Origin of the sequence: Aliarcobacter cryaerophilus ATCC 43158, from assembly GCF_003660105.1 — a bacterium.
Taxonomy (GTDB): Bacteria; Campylobacterota; Campylobacteria; order Campylobacterales; family Arcobacteraceae; genus Aliarcobacter; species Aliarcobacter cryaerophilus.
In genome coordinates, this window is the sequence record NZ_CP032823.1 from 1,587,426 (window position 1) to 1,604,451 (window position 17,026).

Consider the following 17,026-nt stretch of genomic DNA (forward strand, 5'->3'; position numbering starts at 1 on the left):
TAAAATTTTTTTAAAGGATTATTATGAACAGTTGTGAAAATAAACTATCTTGTATGCTAAACGAAGATATAGGAAAACTAATTTTAAGAGTAAGTATAGCAGGACTTATGCTATTTCACGGATTTTTTAAGTTATTCAATGGAATAGATGGAATTAAATTTTTAGTTACTCAAGCTGGATTACCAGAATTTTTTGCCTATGGTGTATATTTAGGAGAGATTATATTTCCTATTTTAATAATCATTGGATTATTTACTAGAATTTCATCTTTATTTTTTGCTTTAACTATGGTTTTTGCTATATTCTTAGCTCATAGTAATGATATTTTTGCTTTAGGAAAGAGTGGTGGACCAGTTATAGAGCTAGCTTTAATTTATCTTTTGGCTTCTATTTCTATTATGTTTATTGGAGCTGGTAAATTTAGTCTTGATGCTAAATGTACAAAAAAGTGTAATAAATAATAAATTAAAAGTATGGAAAAATCCATACTTTTTTTATGCTAAATGTTTAGCTACAACATCCCAGTTTACAAGTTTCCAGAAATTTTCTAAAAATTTTGGTCTTGCATTTCTTGTATCAATATAGTATGCATGTTCCCAAACATCACATGTTAAAACTGGTTTTAAACCATCTGTTATTGGACATCCAGCATTTGAAGTTGTAACAATTTTTAACTCACCTTTATCAAGAACTAACCAAGCCCATCCTGAACCAAATTGTCCGATAGCTTTAGCTGTAAACTCTTCTTTAAATTTATCAACACTTCCAAAAGATTTTGTTAAAGCTGATTCAACAGATGCTGGAATTGCACCTTGAGTTGGAGTTAATCCATTAAAAAAGAAATCATGGTTAAATACTTGAGCAGAATTATTAAATAATCCACCTTCAGAATTTTTTACAATCTCTTCAAGACTCATTTCTTCAAATTTTGTACCTGCAATTAGGTTATTTAAATTTGTAACATAAGTGTTATGGTGCTTTCCGTGATGATACTCTAAAGTCTCATCTGACATAAGTGGAGCTAAACTTGCATATGGTAATTTCATTAATTCGTGTTTCATATAATATCCTTTATTTAAATTTTTAAAACCTTATAGGATACAATTTTTTTAATTTGCTTTGACTTAAAATATATTAACCATATTGATATGGTTTTATATCAAACTCCCCTAAAACTGAGTAGATATGGTCAAAAATATCTGATTGTATATTTTCATAATCTGCCCAAACTGTTGTAGAAGTAAAACAATATATCTCAAGTGGAATTCCATATTCATCTGGAGCTAGTTGTCGCACCATTATTGTCATATCTTTGTTTATACTTGGATGATTTTTTAGATATGTCAAAATATAAGCTCTTAATGTTCCAATATTTGTAAGTCTTCTTCCATTCATTGCAACACTTAAATCAAATTTATTTGATTCATTATAATTTTTTATTTCATTTTTTTTCTCTTGTAAGTAAGGAGCTAAAAAATTTGCTTTTTCAAGTCTTTGTATATCTTGTTCATTTAAAAATTTAATACTATGTATATCAATTTTTATGGCTCTCTTTATTCTTCTTCCACCTGCTTCTCTCATACCTCTATAATTTTTAAAGCTATCTGAAACCAAAGCATAAGTTGGAATAGTTGTAATTGTTTTATCAAAATTTCTAACCTTTACAACATTTAATCCAATATCAATAACATCTCCATCTGCACCATATTTTGACATCTCTATCCAATCACCAATTTCTACCATTTTATTAGTTGAAAGTTGAAGTCCTGCTGTAAAACCTAAAATTGTATCTTTGAAAACTAACATTAAAACAGCGGACATAGCTCCTAGTCCACTTAAAATTGCAACTGGTGATTTGTCCATCAAAATAGATATAACATAAATAAAACATATAATTCCAAATATAAGTTTTATACTTTGAATTACACTTTGCATTGCAAAAAAAGGTGTATTAGTTTTTCTGTGAAGTGTTTTGAAAATTCTATCAATTAAAGAATAAATAGCTAAAAGTCCAAAAACATATATCCAAACTAAAGAAATAACAGTTAATGTTTCATAAATATAGCCTTTTTCTATCCAAATAGTTGTTTGCCAATTTACAATTAATCCTTGAAAAAGAAGAGCCAATCTTTGAAATAAATTTTCTTCAAGTAAAGATGAAGTTAAAAAATTTCTCTTTTTTTTATCAATTTTATTGATTGATTTTAAAATAACCTTATGTAAAACTAAATGAATCACTATAAAAGTTATTCCAATAATAAGTAAAATTGAGATACTTATTGTTAAAAATGTTGGTTCAATTCCTAAATCCCTTAGAAACTCAATTAAATGTTTTTTCATTAGTTATCCTAAAAGTGTTTATATTAAAAATAGCAGATATACAAAGCAAAAAGCTTTGTATATGTCAAATTATAAAAATGCAGGTTCTAAAAAAGGAATAATCTGTTTTTTTCTTGAAAGGCAACCATCTAACCAAACTTTTCCATCTTCAAGTTTGCAATTAAATGCTTTTTCAAATATTGAAGCATCATCACTACTTACTAAAATTTCACTTCCCTCTTTCATAATATCAGTCAAAAGAAGCGCAACTGTGTGAAGTTTTTCTTCATCTTTTACTCTTTTAATATCAGCAATAAGCTCATCTTTTATAGTATCAAAAACTGTTCCATCTACAACTTCAAGTTGTCCAACTCCAACTTTAAATCCATGCATATCAAAGTTTTTATAGTCTCTCATCACAAGCTCTCTTATTGGTGTTCCTAAAACTTGCGATTTTACTTTAAACATTTCCATTCCTAAAGCACCAAAATCTTCAATTCCAGCAATTTTTGCTAGTTCTCTTACAACTTGAAGATCAATAGCTGTAGATGTTGGTGATTTGAAAATAACAGTATCGCTTAAAATTGCACATAACATAATAGATGCAATATTTTTTGGAATTTCAACTTTATGATAATCATACATCTCTTTTACAATAGTATTTGTACAACCAACTGGTCTAATCCAACACTCTAGTGGAGCTGAAGTAGTTATATCTCCAAGTTTATGATGATCTACAATTCCAACAACCGTTGTTTTATCCATATCTTGAGGAGCTTGTGCTAAATCTGAATAATCTGTTATAAAAAGCTCATCACCTGCAAATGAAGTTTTAATTATTGGTGCTTCAAAACCAAATTTATCTAAAATAAATTTTGTCTCTGGATTTAACTCACCTTGTCTTGCAGGAGTTGCTGGTCTTCCAATTTTATTTAGTAGATAAGCTAAAGAAATAGCTGAACAAACAGAGTCTGAATCTGGAATAATATGTCCACATGTATATAAAGCCATAGGTTGTATCCTTTTTTGATATTTTTTAATTTTTAATTCTAGATTTTATCTAAAAAGAGGTAAATTTCTTTTAAAATTAGATTCTTAATAATTTTAAACAGCTTTGTTTAAATATTACTCTTACATAAAAAATAAAAAGGATTATTTTGAAATTTAGTGTAAACTCTATTTGCCCTTGTGGAAGTTTAAAAAAGTATAAAAAATGTTGTAAGATTTTTCATGATGACATAAAAAACCCTTCAAATGCTTTAGAACTTATGAAATCAAGATTTAGTGCTTTTGCTTTTTTAAAAAGTGATTATATTATAAAAACAACTCATAAAAATAACTCTGATTTTTCTACAAATATCTATTCTTGGAAAGCTGATATTGAACTATTTTCCAAAAACACAATTTTTGAAAAACTAGATATTTTGGATTTTACTGATAATGAGTTTGAAAGTTTTGTAACATTTAAAGCAAGTTTATTTCAAAATGAAGAAGATGTATCATTTATAGAAAAAAGTAGATTTTTAAAAAATAATAATATTTGGCTTTATGTAGATGGAGAGTTTTTGGATACTATAAAATAGAGAAGTTTTAGTATATCTATTTCTCTAAAAACTGCGCTATTTCTCTATTTTTTATAAGTTTTTTGTAGTTTTTTACACTTCCGTGCATTGCTATATAAACTCCATTTTCACAATTTGAGTTTAAAAATCCAATAGCCATTGAGAAGTTTAAAGTGGCTTCTATTTTATCTATAGAAATAGGAAACATTGCTCCTGTTAAAATTATATTTTTATCTTTTATCTTTTCATCTATATATGCTGATGTTAAATCAATAGTATCTGTACCATGTATTATTATTACTTTATCATTTGTACACTCTTTTATTGTTTGAACAATTAATTCTCTATCATAATCTTTCATCTCTAAACTATCTTTTGAAATTATATTTAAAACTTCAAAATCTATGTTATAGCAGTAACTTATAATCTCATCTAAAGCCAAACTATCTTTTGGCACTTCAAGCTCTCCAGTTAGAGGATTGTACCTTTTATTAAAGGTACCTCCTGTATTTATAACTGTGATTTTAGATTTTGTCATAATTATGAACCATATTTTTTGGTTGAAGCAATTCGTCCAACTCCTCTTTTGTAAATAACTTCTCTTCAAGTAAAATATCATAAACTCTTTTTCCAGTTCTTAAAGCCTCTTTCGCAACAGCAGAACTTTTTTCATATCCTAAAATTGGATTTAAAGAAGTTACTAAAGTTGCAGAGTTTAAAACATTATTCATACAAACTTCAGGATTTGCAGTAATTCCTTTGATACATTTTTCAGCAAGGCTTTCAAAAGCTCTTCTCATCATATTTATAGAGATGAATAGTTTATATGCAATAATTGGCTCAAATACATTTAGTTGAAGTTGTCCATGTTCACTTGCCATTGAAATTGTAACATCAGCTCCAATTACATCAAATGCAACTTGATTTACAACTTCTGGCATAACAGGGTTTACTTTTCCAGGCATAATTGAACTTCCTGGTTGCATTGGAGGAAGATTTATCTCATTTAAACCTGCACGAGGTCCACTGCTTAAAAGTCTTAAATCGTTACAAATTTTTGATACTTTTATAGCAATTGATTTAAATCTTCCAGAAATATGTACAAAAGTACTTGTATCTTGAGTAGCCTCAATCATATCTCTTGCCATAAAATAATCTGTTTTTGTAACATCTTGTAAATTTTTAATTACAAGTTTTTGATATTCAGGTTTTGTATTTATTCCTGTTCCAATGGCTGTTGCACCAAGATTTACCTCTTTTAGAAGTTCTTGAGCTTTTGAAAGTCTATTTATATCATCATCAATCATTGTTGCATAAGTTTTAAACTCTTGACCCAAAGTCATTGGAACTGCATCTTGAAGCTGAGTTCTACCCATTTTTAAAATATCTTTAAACTCTACTGCTTTTCCATAAAAAGCATCTCTCAATATTTTAAGGCTATCTTGTAGTTTAAAAATTAATTCATAAAGTGTAATTTTAATTGCAGTTGGATATGCATCATTTGTAGATTGGCTCATATTTACATGGTTATTTGGATGAATAATATTGTATGAACCTTTTGGATGTCCCAAAATCTCCAAAGCTATATTTGCAATAACTTCATTCGTATTCATATTTGTAGATGTACCAGCTCCTCCTTGAATTGGGTCAACTATAAATTGATCATGAAATTCACCAGCAATAATCTTGTCACAAGCTTGAACAATAGCATCTTTTTGGATTTGTGTTAAATCTCCAAGCTCAAAGTTAGTCAAGGCACAAGCTTTTTTTACTTTTGCTAATGAAATAATAAAATTTGGGAAAAGGTTTATTCCAATTGTAGTAATATTAAAATTCTCTTTTGCTCTTAGAGTTTGGATTCCATAATATTTATCAAACTCTATCTCTTTTTCACCTAAAAAATCTTTCTCAATTCTGTGTAGTTTTTCCATATAAAATCCTTTAAAAAGTTTAAAAGAAGTATAGAATAATCCTACACAAAATAGTATTAAACTATTTTTTAATTAACTCATCTACAATTTTTACTAAATAGTTGCTTGATATTTTTGCACTACTATTTAAAAACTCATCAAAATCAAAATTTGCTTCACCATTAGCACTATCACTTATCGCTCTTAATATAAAAAATGGAATATTTAAAGAATCACAAACAACAGCAACACTAGCACCTTCCATCTCTAAAGCATCAGCTTGAAAAGTTTTTTCTATGAAATCTTTTCTCTCATTTGAGTGAACAAATTGATCTCCTGTTGCAATAACTCCTTCAATAACTTTTAGGTTTTCACTCTTTGCAACATTTTTTGCAACTTCTAAAAGCTCTTTTGAAGTATCAACAAAAACTTTTCCACCTGGAACAAAACCGCAAGGATGTCCAAAAGCTGTAATATCTAAATCATGTTGGCAAAGTTTTGTAGCAACTATTAAATCACCAATATTAAGTTTTGGATTTATTGCTCCTGCAACACCTGAGAAAAGTAGAGTATCACAAGAAAATTTTTGAATTAAAGTGCTTGCAGTTAAACTTGCAAAAACTTTTCCTATTTTTGAATGAGCAATTACAATATTAAGACCTTTGTAATTTACTTCATAATATCTATTATCAGCATACTCAACAGTTTTATAATCTTTAAAGAACTCTAAAAGAGGATCAATCTCCTCTTGCATAGCTCCCATAATTGCTAATTTAGTCATTTAAAGCCTCTATTGTTTCATTTAATGTTTTCATATCAGATACATTTAGTGTTGGTTTTTCTGAACTTTTTTTATTTAAACCTTTTAAAACTGCACCATTTCCAAACTCAATATATAAATCAACTTTGCTATCGTGAGCTTTTATTGATTGTTTATATTTTACAGGACTAATTAATTGAGAAGATAAAAACTCGATTGCCTCATCTTTTGTGTTATAAACTTCAGCACTTACATTTGAAACAACATCTAAAAACTCATCATTTAAAAATTCAAATAAGTAAGGTTTTAGATTTTCAACTGCACTTTGTAATAGTTCACAATGACTTGCAACACTCATATCTAAAACTAATGCTCTTTTTGCACCAGCTGTTTTAAATGTATCCACTAAAGACTCTAAATCTGCTTTTAGACCTGCAAGAACTATCTGTCCATCCATATTGTAATTAGCTGGCCAAACTTTTTTTCCAGCTTCTCTTTGCTCTTTACAAATCGTTTCAACTGTTTCATCATTTAAACCTAATAGTGCCATCATTCCAGCACCACCACCACTACAAGCTTCATTCATAAAAGTACCTCTTTTATTTACAAGCTCAATTGCATCTAAATAATCAATAGCACCAGCAGCAACAAGTGCAGAAAATTCACCAAGCGAGTGTCCTAAAACAAACTCTGGTTCAATTTTAAACTTCTCTTTAAAAACTGCAAGAGCAATTGAACTAACAAGTAAAATAGCTGGTTGCGTAAACTCTGTTTTTCCTAAATTTTCATTCTCTTCAAATAAAAGTTTTTCAAAATCTATATTTAATCTTTCACTCGCTTTTTTTACCATATCTTTTGCAATATCACTATTTTCAAAAAAATCTCTTCCCATTCCAACAGTTTGACTTCCTTGTCCAGGGAATATAAAAGCAACTTTTTTCATTTTAACCTCTTATTTTAAAATTAAATTGCCCAAATGTATCTCTACATCTGGGCAATTTTTATAGTTTTTTTATTTATAAAAATAAATTAGTGACAACCACATCCACCGTGTCCACCACCAGTCCCGCAACCACCACCATGGCTATCTCCATGATCATGGTCATCATGGTCATGTCCAGTTCCACAACCACCTCCACCACAACATCCACCACCCATAGCAGCAAATCCACCAACAACACCTGATTGAACTTCTTCTTCAGTTGCATCTCTTAAACTTAAAATTGCAACTGAAAACATTAAAGTTTTTCCAGCCATTGGATGATTATAATCTATTGTTACATTTGTATCATCAAATGATTTTACAACTACTTGAATAGTTTCTCCATGCTCACCTTGACCATAAAGACTCATACCTTCGCTTAACTCAATACCAGCAAATTGCTCTTTTGGTAAAGTTTGAACTGCTTCTTCATTATACTCACCATAACCATCTTTAGCTTCAACTAAAACATCAGCTTCTTCATTTGCAGACATATTTACAAGTTTATCTTCTAAACCTTTTATTATTTGACCTTTTCCTGAAATAAACTCTAGTGGAGTTTGTCCTACATTTGTATCTAACTGTTCACCAGTTTTTGCATCTTTTAGTGTATATTCTATTCCAATTACTTTATTTGACATTTTAATTCCTTTTATAATTTATTTAAATTTGTTTTAGCGGTTTTAGCTTCTTGACTATTTGGATAAAGTTCTATTAAAGTACTATAAAAGTTTTTAGCATTTTCTTTATCCTTTGTATTTTCAAATGATACAGCACTATTTAGTAATAATGTTGGCATATATGAAGCTTTATCATTAAGCATTGCTGATTTTTTAAAGTGAACAATAGCTTGATCATATTTCTTTCTTTTAAATAACATATCACCTAAATAGTAGTTGTTTTCAGCAGGCTTGTAGTTTATTTCAATTAGTTTTTCAAACTTTGGAATAGCACTATTATAAACTTTTGCATCATAATCTTTTTTGGCATCTGCCATAAATTTTATTTTATCATCTGCAGTTTTAAGTTCAATAGAACTCATATTTGAAGTCGTATCAACTAGTTTTTCTTTTGGTTCAACTGTTGTTTTAGCAGATCCTTGTGGAGTTTTAACTCCCATAGCTTTTTTTACTGCTTCAAACTCTTCCCTAGTAACAAATTGTTGCATATTTTTTTCTAATTCTGTTGATGAAACATACTCTGCATTTATTTTATTAACCATAGTTGTTAATTTTGTAAGAGCTGCTTTTAAACTATTTAAATCTGATTGATTTACATTTGAAGCTTGCTCGTTAGAAGCTAAATCTGAAGATTGATTTAATTTTAAAGATAAATCATTTAATTTTCTTGAATCACCTTCATATGTAGACTCTAAGCCCTCTAATCGTCCATTAATAGATTTTACTAAACTATTAATTTCTTCGAGTTTAGAAGATAAATTACTTATATTTGATTGATTTTTTAGTATATGTTTTTCAGATGCTGACAGTCCATATGAACCATCTTGGTTAGATGCTCCATAAACCGAAACCTCTTCGGCTACGGTTAATGAAGTTATTACGAATAATAAAGGTATAATTTTTTTCATAAAAATTATTTTTCTAATTCGTGCTCAACTCTTCTGTTTTCTGACCAACACTCTTTAGTTTTTTCAGTACAAACTGGATTGCTTTCACCTAAAGATACCATTGTAACATTAGTTTTTACACCATTTGCTACTAAAACATCTTTAACAGAATTTGCTCTTTTTAAACCTAAAGCATAATTGTACTCATCACTTCCCCATTCGTCAGTATTTCCGAATACTTTAATTGTAGTATCAGAAGAAACTTGTGAAAGTTTAGAAGCATTGCTTACAGCCTTGTCTTTATTAGCAGATGTTAAATTGTATTTATCAAAATCAAAATACACATGCTCTATTAAAACTCTTTGACCATTAATCATATAATAGTTTCCATTACCAGCTCTTTCTAGAAGAGTACCATCTTGGATTGGTGCTTCAACAGATGAATTATCTGGTGCTACAACATCATTTACATCAGCATTTTTTTCGCTACAACCCGTAGTAAATAGTAAAGCCGAAACTAAAACTGAATAAAGACCTAACTTTTTCATTATTTTTCCTTAAAATAAAATTTTCAAGAAATAGTACTAAAGTGAAACTTAATTATTGTTTATATTTTTTGTCTTTTTTCTAATATTTTATATGAATTGAATCTTTTTCGAAGAAAAAAAGTAAATTTGAGAGAGATTTGATATTTTAGGGCATATAGCCCTAAAATATTTTTGAAATTTTACCAATCAATTGATTGAATTCTTTTACCTGCTAATGGGAATAAAAATGACTTATTATGCTCAAGTCTAATTATACCAACAGAACTAGTTCCATCAGTTTTTATAAATAAAACACTTTGACCATCTGTAGAAAATTTTGGAAACTGATTTACACCACTTGAAGTCAATCTTTTTAAACTATCTGATTTTGTTGAGATAAGATATAGATTAAAACTTTTTCCTAATTCATTACTTGCATCTTTACTACTAAAAATTACATTATTTCCACTTGAAGTAACTGATGAATTATTATTACTATGAAAAACTAATCTTTCAACTCCACTTGAACCAATAGTTTGAGCAAAAATATTTGGATTTCCTAATCTATCTGATACAAATACAATTTTATTATCATTTTCAACAAACTGACCACCAACATCAATTCCACTATAAGTTGTTATCTGTTTTTTTGCTCTTGTTCTTGTATCATATAAAAATACATCTGGCTGTCCTGTTGGAGATGCTGTTACTAAAAGTTTAGTTCCATCTGCATTTACATCTGAGCAAGCTAACATTCCATCTGAATCCATAATAACATCTTTGCTTCTATTATAGATATTTAACTTAACCAAAGTTGGCTTTTTATAGTTATAAGATGTATAGTATATAGTTTTTTGTTCTTTATCTGCCCATTTAGGAAATATATTAAGACCACCACTTACAACTCTTTTTTTATAAGTCAAAGTATAATCACCTATCATAATATCTGCTTTACCTGGACCTTCATAAACTGAGAATACTACAAATCTATCCATCCAAGATATACTAGGAGCTTTAAAATGATCATTTATAGAAATAGCTGCTTTATGAGCTAAAAAAACAAATCTCTCTTCAAGTGAAGTTGTATAATTTTTTTCTAAAACTAAGGCTCTTGAATTTATATCATATAATTTTGTCATCAAAGTATAGTTACCATTTGCATCTTTTTTTGCTGAAAGATTTACAAATAAATTTACACCCTGATTTGATAAACCCAAAATATCTGGTAAATTATCATAAGCTGTTACAGATGATATATTTGCAACTTCAAAGTGCCCACTTACATTAAAATCATCTGTAAGCGCTTTTTTTATTTTGCTTAAAATCTCTTTTTCTAAGCTATCACTAGCAATGGAAACGCCAACTTTTGGTAAAACCATACCTTTTTTAACAATATCTAAGTGACCATCAACTTCTGCAAAAACAGAGCTAATAAATATAGCTATTAATAAAAATATTTTTTTCATTTTTTATCCTTCAAATTTAAAATCAACTGAATATCTAACACTTTTTCCATTTGGTGGAATTGGATATGGAACTCCTCTTTGAGTATCTAAATATGATTTTAGAGCCTCATTATAACCCTCATCGCTAGATGCTTTTTGTATTTTATAATCAAACTTTCCATTTTCATCAACCATTATTATTACTTTTGATAAAACTTTTGTATCTTGAGATATTGGAGCGCCTGCTTGCAAAATTTCATAAATTTTACTTGCATAGTCATCACTTTTATCCCCTTTTGCAGAGCTTTTAAGCTTTGAATCTGTTGCCGTTTTTTCATCTTCTAATAACTTATCAATTTTTATATTTGATGATTTTTTCTCTTTTTCAAATTTAGACTTAAATCTTTTTGGGTCAATAGATTTTTCAACATTATTAACCTCTTCTTTTACAACTTTATTTGATGTCTCTTTAACATTTGCAAATAAAGATTTTAGGTCTGGTTTTTTTTCATTTGAAGCTGAAGTAGATTTTTCAACAACTTCTTCTTTTACAATCTTTTCTGTTTTTCTTTCAACCATTTTTTTCTCTGCTATCTCTTCTATCATATCAAGTTCTATGGTAGTTGAGCTAGGAGTTATGTTTATACTCTCTTTTATTGGAGAAAATATATAGTACATAACTAAAAAACATATTGAAAAATAGATAAAAAATGCAATAACACCTGAAATAATAAATGAAGAATTATTTTGCATTTTTATCCATCTGTTACTAAAGCAACTTTGAAGAAACCAGCTTCTTTAACTGATTTTAGAACATATATAATATCATCATACTTCAAGCTCTTGTCTGCTCTTATATGTATTGGAGTGTTTTGGTCTTTTCCTTTTGAAAAGAGCAAAAAGCTATCTGCAAAATTTGATATTTCAACCTTATTTTTATTTAAAGTAACACTTCTATCTTTTGTAATAATAATATCGATTTTAGCAACATCTTGAGATTGTTGAGATTTACTTCCTGTTGGAAGATTTATGGGTTCTTCAAACTCAATAACAGGTGCTGTAACCATTAAAATTGCAAGAAGCACAAGCATAATATCAACCAAAGGTGTAATATTTAAATCTGGTTTTTGATTAAAATCAAACAATTTTTACCCTTTTGCTACTATTATTTCAGCCTGAGCTTTTAAATAGATATTTAATTCATATATTTTTCTTGAAATAATTTGGTGGAATGTATAAGCAAATATTGCTACAAAAATACCTGCAGCTGTTGCTACTAATGCTTCACTAATAGCTGGAGCTATAATTGAAAATGCAACTTTTGATTGATTTGCAAATTTTGCAAATGACTCTAATATTCCAATAACTGTTCCAAAAAGCCCAATAAATGGTGAAGTTGATGATATAATAGCTAACCATGATACCCCACTACTTGCATCTTTAATAATATTTATCTCACAAGCATGTAAAATCTCTTTTGAAGCAACTCCATTTGAACACTGAGTTAAAAGAGAAAGTGGAGAGAATTTTGACTGACTTGTTGTTAAAATTTCTAAAGATCTTTTTTCATTTGCTATTAATCGGTTTAATGAATTATTTCTATAAAAGAAAATCCAAAAAACAACTATCGTATAAACTGACAATAGCGCTAAAACTATGTAAGTTATAGCGCTACTATTTGCCAAATAATTTAGTAATGTAGAAATCATATATTTTTATGCAAACGAATTAATTTTTGCTTCAACTGCAGCCATTGATACTTTTGAATCTTTAACTGAGTTTACTAACTCTTTTGCTGCTTCAATATTTTTTGAAATTTCTGAATCTTTTCCACCTGTTAATGCAATAGCTCCATCAACTAATACATCAACCGATTTTTCATCTACCTTAACATGTCCCCAATTTATAGCAACAGCTTCAGTAGAATCGATTTTTTCAATAACAATTACACCAACACTAAGAGTTGATACTAATGATGAGTGACCAGGTAAAACACCAAACTCTCCCTCTTTTCCAGGGAGAGTTACAGTTTTAACATCACCATTAAATATACTACCTGTTGGAGTAACTATTGATAATTTAATTGTATCCATACTATAACCCTTTATGGTTTATTTCATTTTCTCAGCTTTTGCAAGAACTTCATCTATTCCACCAACCATATAGAATGCCATTTCAGGAATATGGTCATATTTACCATCTAAAATTCCTTGGAATCCTGCTATTGTATCTTTAAGCTCAACATATTTTCCAGGACTTCCTGTAAATACTTCAGCAACGAAGAATGGTTGAGATAAGAATCTTTCGATTTTTCTAGCTCTAGCAACTACAAGTTTGTCAGCTTCTGATAACTCATCCATACCAAGAATTGCAATAATGTCTTGTAAATCTTTATATTTTTGAAGTACAGATTGAACACCTCTTGCAGTGTTATAATGTTCTTGTCCAATAATATCAGCACTTAAAATTCTTGAAGTAGAATCTAGTGGATCAACCGCTGGATAAATACCTTTTTCTGCAATTTTTCTATTTAAAACTGTAGTTGCATCTAAGTGAGCAAAAACAGAAGCTGGTGCTGGATCCGTTAAGTCATCCGCTGGAACGTAAACAGCTTGAACTGAAGTAATAGAACCTTTAGAAGTAGATGTAATTCTCTCTTGTAATTTACCCATTTCACTTGCAAGTGTTGGTTGGTATCCAACAGCTGAAGGAATTCTTCCTAAAAGTGCTGACATTTCAGAACCTGATTGTGCAAATCTAAAAATATTATCAACGAACATAAGAACATCTAGTCCTTTTTCATCTCTAAAGTACTCAGCCATTGTAAGACCAGTAAGTGCAATTCTATTTCTTGCACCTGGTGGTTCACTCATTTGACCATAGCACAGTGCAACTTTATCAAGAACGTTTGAATCTTTCATCTCATGATAAAGGTCATTTCCTTCTCTTGTTCTTTCACCAACTCCAGCAAATACAGAGTAACCTGAGTGTTTAAATGCAACATTATGGATTAATTCCATAATAATAACTGTTTTTCCAACTCCAGCTCCACCAAATAGTCCTACTTTTCCACCTTTTGAATATGGTGCTAAAAGGTCAACTACTTTGATACCTGTTTCAAACATCTCTGTTTTTGTTGATTGCTCTTCAAAATCAGGAGCAGATCTATGAATAGACCATCTTTCAACATCTGCAGGAATAGGAGCACCTTCATCAACTGGATCACCAATAACATTAAAAATTCTTCCTAAAACCGCTTCACCAACAGGAACTTTAATAGGACCTCCTGTAGCTATACACTCTTGACCTCTTGTTAATCCATCTGTCATATCCATAGCAATAGCTCTAACTCTTCCATCACCGATATGTGCTGCTACTTCTAATACTAATCTATCTTTACCTGATGCAATATCAGATACATCAATAGCTTCGTTAATTTCTGGTAAGTATCCGTCGAACTCTACGTCAACGACTGGACCCATTACCTGAATAATTTTACCTTTCATATAGGGCTTCTCCTTATTAAATTATTTTAATGCTTCAACACCACTAATAATCTCTATTAGTTCTGTTGTAATTGCTGCTTGTCTTGCTTTGTTGTATTCAACTGTTAAACTATTTACTTTCTCTTTTGCATTTTTACTTGCAGATTCCATAGCCTGCATTCTAGCACTGTGTTCAGCTGCTAATGAGTCTATTAGTGCGTAATACATATTGAAATCAATATATTTATCAGTTAATTCTTTCAAAACTTCATCATCATCATCTGGTTCAATATTTAGCATAGAAGTAGTTTCACTTATTTCAACTTTTTCTAAACCAACTGGTAATATCTCTTTTACTCTAATTTCTTGAGTTAGCATATTTAAAAAACCATTATAAACAATTATTACTTTATCAGTAAGTTCGTTTTTAAAATCTTCAACAGCAATTTTTATATAATTAGATGCTTTTTCATAAGTTGGAGCTGATGATAAATCAATAGCTTTTTGCTCAAGAGTTTTACCTTGGAATGAAAAGAATTCAACTCCTTTTTTCCCAGCAGCTCTTAATCTTACTTTTACACCTTTTGCTTCGTATTCATTTATTAACTTACTAACAGTTTTAATTGTTGCCACATTAAAACCACCACAAAGTCCTTTATCGGCAGTTACAAAAACAATATCAACTGTTTTTGGAGTTGAATTTTGAATAAATGCTCTACCAATATTTCCATCATCTTGAACTTTGCTAACTCGTGCTGCAATATCAGAAAGAACTTCATTTATCTTGTTTGCATAGCTTCTTGATTGCTCAGACAATTGTCTAGTTCTCGTAAGTTTTGCAGAAGATACAAGCTTCATAGCTTTTGTAGTTTTCTGAGTATTTTTAACACTATTTATTTTTATTTTTATCTCTTTTAAGTTAGCCATAGACTAGTCCTTAGTTTGCATTAAATACAGTTTTAAACTCTTCTAATGCAGCTTTTAATTGTGCCTCTGTATTATCATCAATTTTTTGACTTGACTTAATTGCATCTAAAATATTTGAATATTTTTGCTCAATAAATGCATGTAATTCATTTTCAAATCTTACAACATCTTTAACCGCAATATCATTTAAATACCCTTTAGTACCGGCATAGATAATTACAACTTGTTTTTCAATAACAAGTGGTTTATTAACACCTTGTTTTAAAACTTCAACCATTCTTTGTCCAAGCTCTAACTCTCTTCTTGTTGCTTCATCTAGATCTGATGCGAATTGTGCAAACGCCTCAAGCTCTCTATATTGTGCAAGTGAAAGTTTAAGTGTACCAGCAACTTGTTTTGTAGCTTTAATTTGTGCAGCTCCACCAACTCTTGATACTGATAAACCAACATTAATTGCAGGTCTAATACCTGAGTTAAATAGGTTAGTTTCTAAGAAAATTTGTCCATCTGTAATTGAAATTACGTTTGTTGGAATATATGCAGCAACATCTCCAGCTTGAGTTTCAATAATTGGTAGCGCAGTCATTGAACCAGCACCTTTTTCATCACTCATTTTAGCTGCTCTTTCAAGTAATCTTGAGTGTAAATAGAATACATCTCCTGGATATGCTTCTCTTCCTGGAGGTCTTCTTAAAATTAATGACATCTCTCTATATGCAACTGCATGTTTTGATAAATCATCATAAATAATAAGTGCATGTTTTCCATTATCTCTGAAAAACTCACCAATTGTAACACCTGTATATGGTGCTAAGAATTGAAGTGTTGCAGAATCAGCTGCTGATGCATTTACAACAATTGTATAATCCATAGCTCCTGCATCTTCTAATGTTCTAACAACAGAAGCAACTGAAGATGATTTTTGTCCAATTGCAACATAAATACAAATAACATTCTCACCTTTTTGGTTAAGAATTGTATCAATTGCAACTGTTGTTTTACCAGTTTGTCTATCACCAATAATAAGCTCTCTTTGCCCTCTTCCAATTGGAACTAGTGCATCAATAGCTTTAATACCAGTTTGTAGTGGTTCATGAACAGATTTTCTTGACATAATACCAGGAGCTTTTTCTTCAACATATCTTGTTTCAGTTGAATTAATTGCACCTTTACCGTCAATTGGTTCACCAAGAGCATTTACAACTCTTCCAACCATTGCATCACCAACTGGTACCTCAAGAAGTTCTCCTAATCTTTTACAAGAAGTTCCTTCTCTAAGACCAGTACCTTTACCAAGAACAACAATACCAACTGAAGACTCTTCTAAGTTTGCAGCCATACCTTTTTCGCCATTCTCAAACTCAACCATCTCACCAGCCATAACATTTTTAAGACCGTAAACTTGAGCAATACCATCTGCATAAGATATAATCTTACCAGTTTCGTTTACATCTACATTTAATTCAAAGTTATCAATTCTCTCTTTAATAATCGAACTGATTTCATCTGCTTGAATTTTTGCACCCATTCAAATTCTCCTTT

Annotated in this window: 20 protein-coding genes; 2 read left to right on the forward strand and 18 right to left on the reverse strand. The window is 29.7% G+C overall.

The genetic code is table 11. The features are described 5' to 3' along the window. Positions 1–23: 23 nt before the first annotated feature. Positions 24–461 (forward strand): DoxX family protein, encoded by a 438-nt coding sequence (locus ACRYA_RS07995; protein WP_105916555.1) that lies wholly within the window; start codon positions 24–26, stop codon positions 459–461. A 33-nt stretch (positions 462–494) separates the two neighbouring features. Here ACRYA_RS07995 and ACRYA_RS08000 read toward each other — a convergent pair whose 3' ends face one another. From ACRYA_RS08000 to ACRYA_RS08010, 3 genes are all read right to left on the reverse strand, one after another. Continuing rightward, complete coding sequence (locus tag ACRYA_RS08000) at positions 495–1,061, reverse strand: superoxide dismutase (protein ID WP_105916556.1); 567 nt, start codon at positions 1,059–1,061, stop codon at positions 495–497. Positions 1,062–1,134: 73 nt separating this feature from the next. After that, entirely contained in the window at positions 1,135–2,340 is a 1,206-nt protein-coding gene (locus ACRYA_RS08005) for a mechanosensitive ion channel family protein (protein WP_105916557.1), read from the reverse strand. 69 nt (positions 2,341–2,409) lie between these two features. Continuing rightward, on the reverse strand, positions 2,410–3,330 hold the full coding sequence (locus tag ACRYA_RS08010; RefSeq protein ID WP_105916558.1) for a manganese-dependent inorganic pyrophosphatase: 921 nt from the start codon (positions 3,328–3,330) through the stop codon (positions 2,410–2,412). Positions 3,331–3,476: 146 nt separating this feature from the next. Here ACRYA_RS08010 and ACRYA_RS08015 point away from each other — a divergent pair, with 146 nt between their 5' ends. Continuing rightward, positions 3,477–3,902, forward strand: coding sequence for a YchJ family protein (locus ACRYA_RS08015; RefSeq protein WP_105916559.1), 426 nt, complete (start codon positions 3,477–3,479; stop codon positions 3,900–3,902). Positions 3,903–3,918: 16 nt separating this feature from the next. Here ACRYA_RS08015 and ACRYA_RS08020 read toward each other — a convergent pair whose 3' ends face one another. The 15 genes from ACRYA_RS08020 to atpA all read right to left on the reverse strand — a co-directional run bounded on the left by ACRYA_RS08020 (position 3,919) and on the right by atpA (position 17,012). Then, the gene (locus tag ACRYA_RS08020) at positions 3,919–4,419 is read right to left on the reverse strand and encodes an asparaginase domain-containing protein (RefSeq protein WP_105916560.1); all 501 of its coding nucleotides are present in this window, start codon (positions 4,417–4,419) and stop codon (positions 3,919–3,921) included. After that, a complete protein-coding gene (gene aspA / locus ACRYA_RS08025) occupies positions 4,406–5,812 on the reverse strand; it encodes an aspartate ammonia-lyase (RefSeq protein ID WP_105916561.1) in 1,407 nt (468 codons plus the stop codon). Before aspA ends, ACRYA_RS08020 begins: the two co-directional genes overlap by 14 nt. 61 nt (positions 5,813–5,873) lie before the next feature. After that, positions 5,874–6,572: a 5'-methylthioadenosine/adenosylhomocysteine nucleosidase gene (locus tag ACRYA_RS08030; protein WP_105916562.1), complete on the reverse strand. Its 699-nt coding sequence runs from the start codon at positions 6,570–6,572 to the stop codon at positions 5,874–5,876. Next, positions 6,565–7,494, reverse strand: coding sequence for an ACP S-malonyltransferase (fabD, locus tag ACRYA_RS08035; RefSeq protein ID WP_105916563.1), 930 nt, complete (start codon positions 7,492–7,494; stop codon positions 6,565–6,567). Before fabD ends, ACRYA_RS08030 begins: the two co-directional genes overlap by 8 nt. A gap of 86 nt (positions 7,495–7,580) precedes the next feature. Further along, positions 7,581–8,174, reverse strand: a complete 594-nt coding sequence (locus tag ACRYA_RS08040; RefSeq protein ID WP_105916564.1) for an FKBP-type peptidyl-prolyl cis-trans isomerase — start codon at positions 8,172–8,174, stop codon at positions 7,581–7,583. A gap of 11 nt (positions 8,175–8,185) precedes the next feature. Beyond that, positions 8,186–9,121, reverse strand: coding sequence for a tetratricopeptide repeat protein (locus tag ACRYA_RS08045; protein WP_105916565.1), 936 nt, complete (start codon positions 9,119–9,121; stop codon positions 8,186–8,188). A gap of 5 nt (positions 9,122–9,126) precedes the next feature. Beyond that, positions 9,127–9,648, reverse strand: a complete 522-nt coding sequence (locus ACRYA_RS08050; protein WP_105916566.1) for an OmpA family protein — start codon at positions 9,646–9,648, stop codon at positions 9,127–9,129. Between the two features lie 179 nt (positions 9,649–9,827). Next, positions 9,828–11,093 carry a Tol-Pal system protein TolB gene (tolB, locus tag ACRYA_RS08055; protein WP_105916567.1) on the reverse strand — a complete coding sequence of 422 codons (1,266 nt, stop codon included), beginning with the start codon at positions 11,091–11,093 and terminating at the stop codon, positions 9,828–9,830. 3 nt (positions 11,094–11,096) lie between these two features. Beyond that, the gene (locus ACRYA_RS08060; RefSeq protein WP_105916568.1) at positions 11,097–11,825 is read right to left on the reverse strand and encodes an energy transducer TonB; all 729 of its coding nucleotides are present in this window, start codon (positions 11,823–11,825) and stop codon (positions 11,097–11,099) included. A gap of 2 nt (positions 11,826–11,827) precedes the next feature. Next, on the reverse strand, positions 11,828–12,217 hold the full coding sequence (locus ACRYA_RS08065) for a biopolymer transporter ExbD (RefSeq protein WP_105914638.1): 390 nt from the start codon (positions 12,215–12,217) through the stop codon (positions 11,828–11,830). Positions 12,218–12,220: 3 nt separating this feature from the next. Then, the gene (locus ACRYA_RS08070; protein WP_105916569.1) at positions 12,221–12,781 is read right to left on the reverse strand and encodes a MotA/TolQ/ExbB proton channel family protein; all 561 of its coding nucleotides are present in this window, start codon (positions 12,779–12,781) and stop codon (positions 12,221–12,223) included. Between the two features lie 6 nt (positions 12,782–12,787). Continuing rightward, on the reverse strand, positions 12,788–13,165 hold the full coding sequence (gene atpC / locus ACRYA_RS08075) for an ATP synthase F1 subunit epsilon (protein ID WP_105914640.1): 378 nt from the start codon (positions 13,163–13,165) through the stop codon (positions 12,788–12,790). Between the two features lie 18 nt (positions 13,166–13,183). Continuing rightward, positions 13,184–14,578: a F0F1 ATP synthase subunit beta gene (gene atpD, locus ACRYA_RS08080; protein WP_105916570.1), complete on the reverse strand. Its 1,395-nt coding sequence runs from the start codon at positions 14,576–14,578 to the stop codon at positions 13,184–13,186. A 21-nt stretch (positions 14,579–14,599) separates the two neighbouring features. Continuing rightward, positions 14,600–15,484, reverse strand: a complete 885-nt coding sequence (gene atpG / locus ACRYA_RS08085) for an ATP synthase F1 subunit gamma (RefSeq protein ID WP_105916571.1) — start codon at positions 15,482–15,484, stop codon at positions 14,600–14,602. A 10-nt stretch (positions 15,485–15,494) separates the two neighbouring features. Then, positions 15,495–17,012 (reverse strand): F0F1 ATP synthase subunit alpha, encoded by a 1,518-nt coding sequence (gene atpA / locus ACRYA_RS08090; protein ID WP_105916572.1) that lies wholly within the window; start codon positions 17,010–17,012, stop codon positions 15,495–15,497. Positions 17,013–17,026: the final 14 nt, after the last annotated feature.

Bases quoted from the DNA above. Each gene is read 5' to 3' on its own strand.
- atpA (WP_105916572.1), bottom strand. From the start codon at position 17,012: ATGGGTGCAAAAATTCAAGCAGATGAAATCAGTTCGATTATTAAAGAG.
- atpG (WP_105916571.1), bottom strand. From the start codon at position 15,484: ATGGCTAACTTAAAAGAGATAAAAATAAAAATAAATAGTGTTAAAAAT.
- ACRYA_RS08020 (WP_105916560.1), bottom strand. From the start codon at position 4,419: ATGACAAAATCTAAAATCACAGTTATAAATACAGGAGGTACCTTTAAT.
- ACRYA_RS08050 (WP_105916566.1), bottom strand. From the start codon at position 9,648: ATGAAAAAGTTAGGTCTTTATTCAGTTTTAGTTTCGGCTTTACTATTT.
- ACRYA_RS08060 (WP_105916568.1), bottom strand. From the start codon at position 11,825: ATGCAAAATAATTCTTCATTTATTATTTCAGGTGTTATTGCATTTTTT.
- ACRYA_RS08040 (WP_105916564.1), bottom strand. From the start codon at position 8,174: ATGTCAAATAAAGTAATTGGAATAGAATATACACTAAAAGATGCAAAA.
- ACRYA_RS08010 (WP_105916558.1), bottom strand. From the start codon at position 3,330: ATGGCTTTATATACATGTGGACATATTATTCCAGATTCAGACTCTGTT.
- ACRYA_RS08000 (WP_105916556.1), bottom strand. From the start codon at position 1,061: ATGAAACACGAATTAATGAAATTACCATATGCAAGTTTAGCTCCACTT.
- ACRYA_RS08030 (WP_105916562.1), bottom strand. From the start codon at position 6,572: ATGACTAAATTAGCAATTATGGGAGCTATGCAAGAGGAGATTGATCCT.
- atpC (WP_105914640.1), bottom strand. From the start codon at position 13,165: ATGGATACAATTAAATTATCAATAGTTACTCCAACAGGTAGTATATTT.
- fabD (WP_105916563.1), bottom strand. From the start codon at position 7,494: ATGAAAAAAGTTGCTTTTATATTCCCTGGACAAGGAAGTCAAACTGTT.
- aspA (WP_105916561.1), bottom strand. From the start codon at position 5,812: ATGGAAAAACTACACAGAATTGAGAAAGATTTTTTAGGTGAAAAAGAG.
- atpD (WP_105916570.1), bottom strand. From the start codon at position 14,578: ATGAAAGGTAAAATTATTCAGGTAATGGGTCCAGTCGTTGACGTAGAG.
- ACRYA_RS08005 (WP_105916557.1), bottom strand. From the start codon at position 2,340: ATGAAAAAACATTTAATTGAGTTTCTAAGGGATTTAGGAATTGAACCA.
- ACRYA_RS07995 (WP_105916555.1), top strand. From the start codon at position 24: ATGAACAGTTGTGAAAATAAACTATCTTGTATGCTAAACGAAGATATA.
- tolB (WP_105916567.1), bottom strand. From the start codon at position 11,093: ATGAAAAAAATATTTTTATTAATAGCTATATTTATTAGCTCTGTTTTT.
- ACRYA_RS08045 (WP_105916565.1), bottom strand. From the start codon at position 9,121: ATGAAAAAAATTATACCTTTATTATTCGTAATAACTTCATTAACCGTA.
- ACRYA_RS08070 (WP_105916569.1), bottom strand. From the start codon at position 12,781: ATGATTTCTACATTACTAAATTATTTGGCAAATAGTAGCGCTATAACT.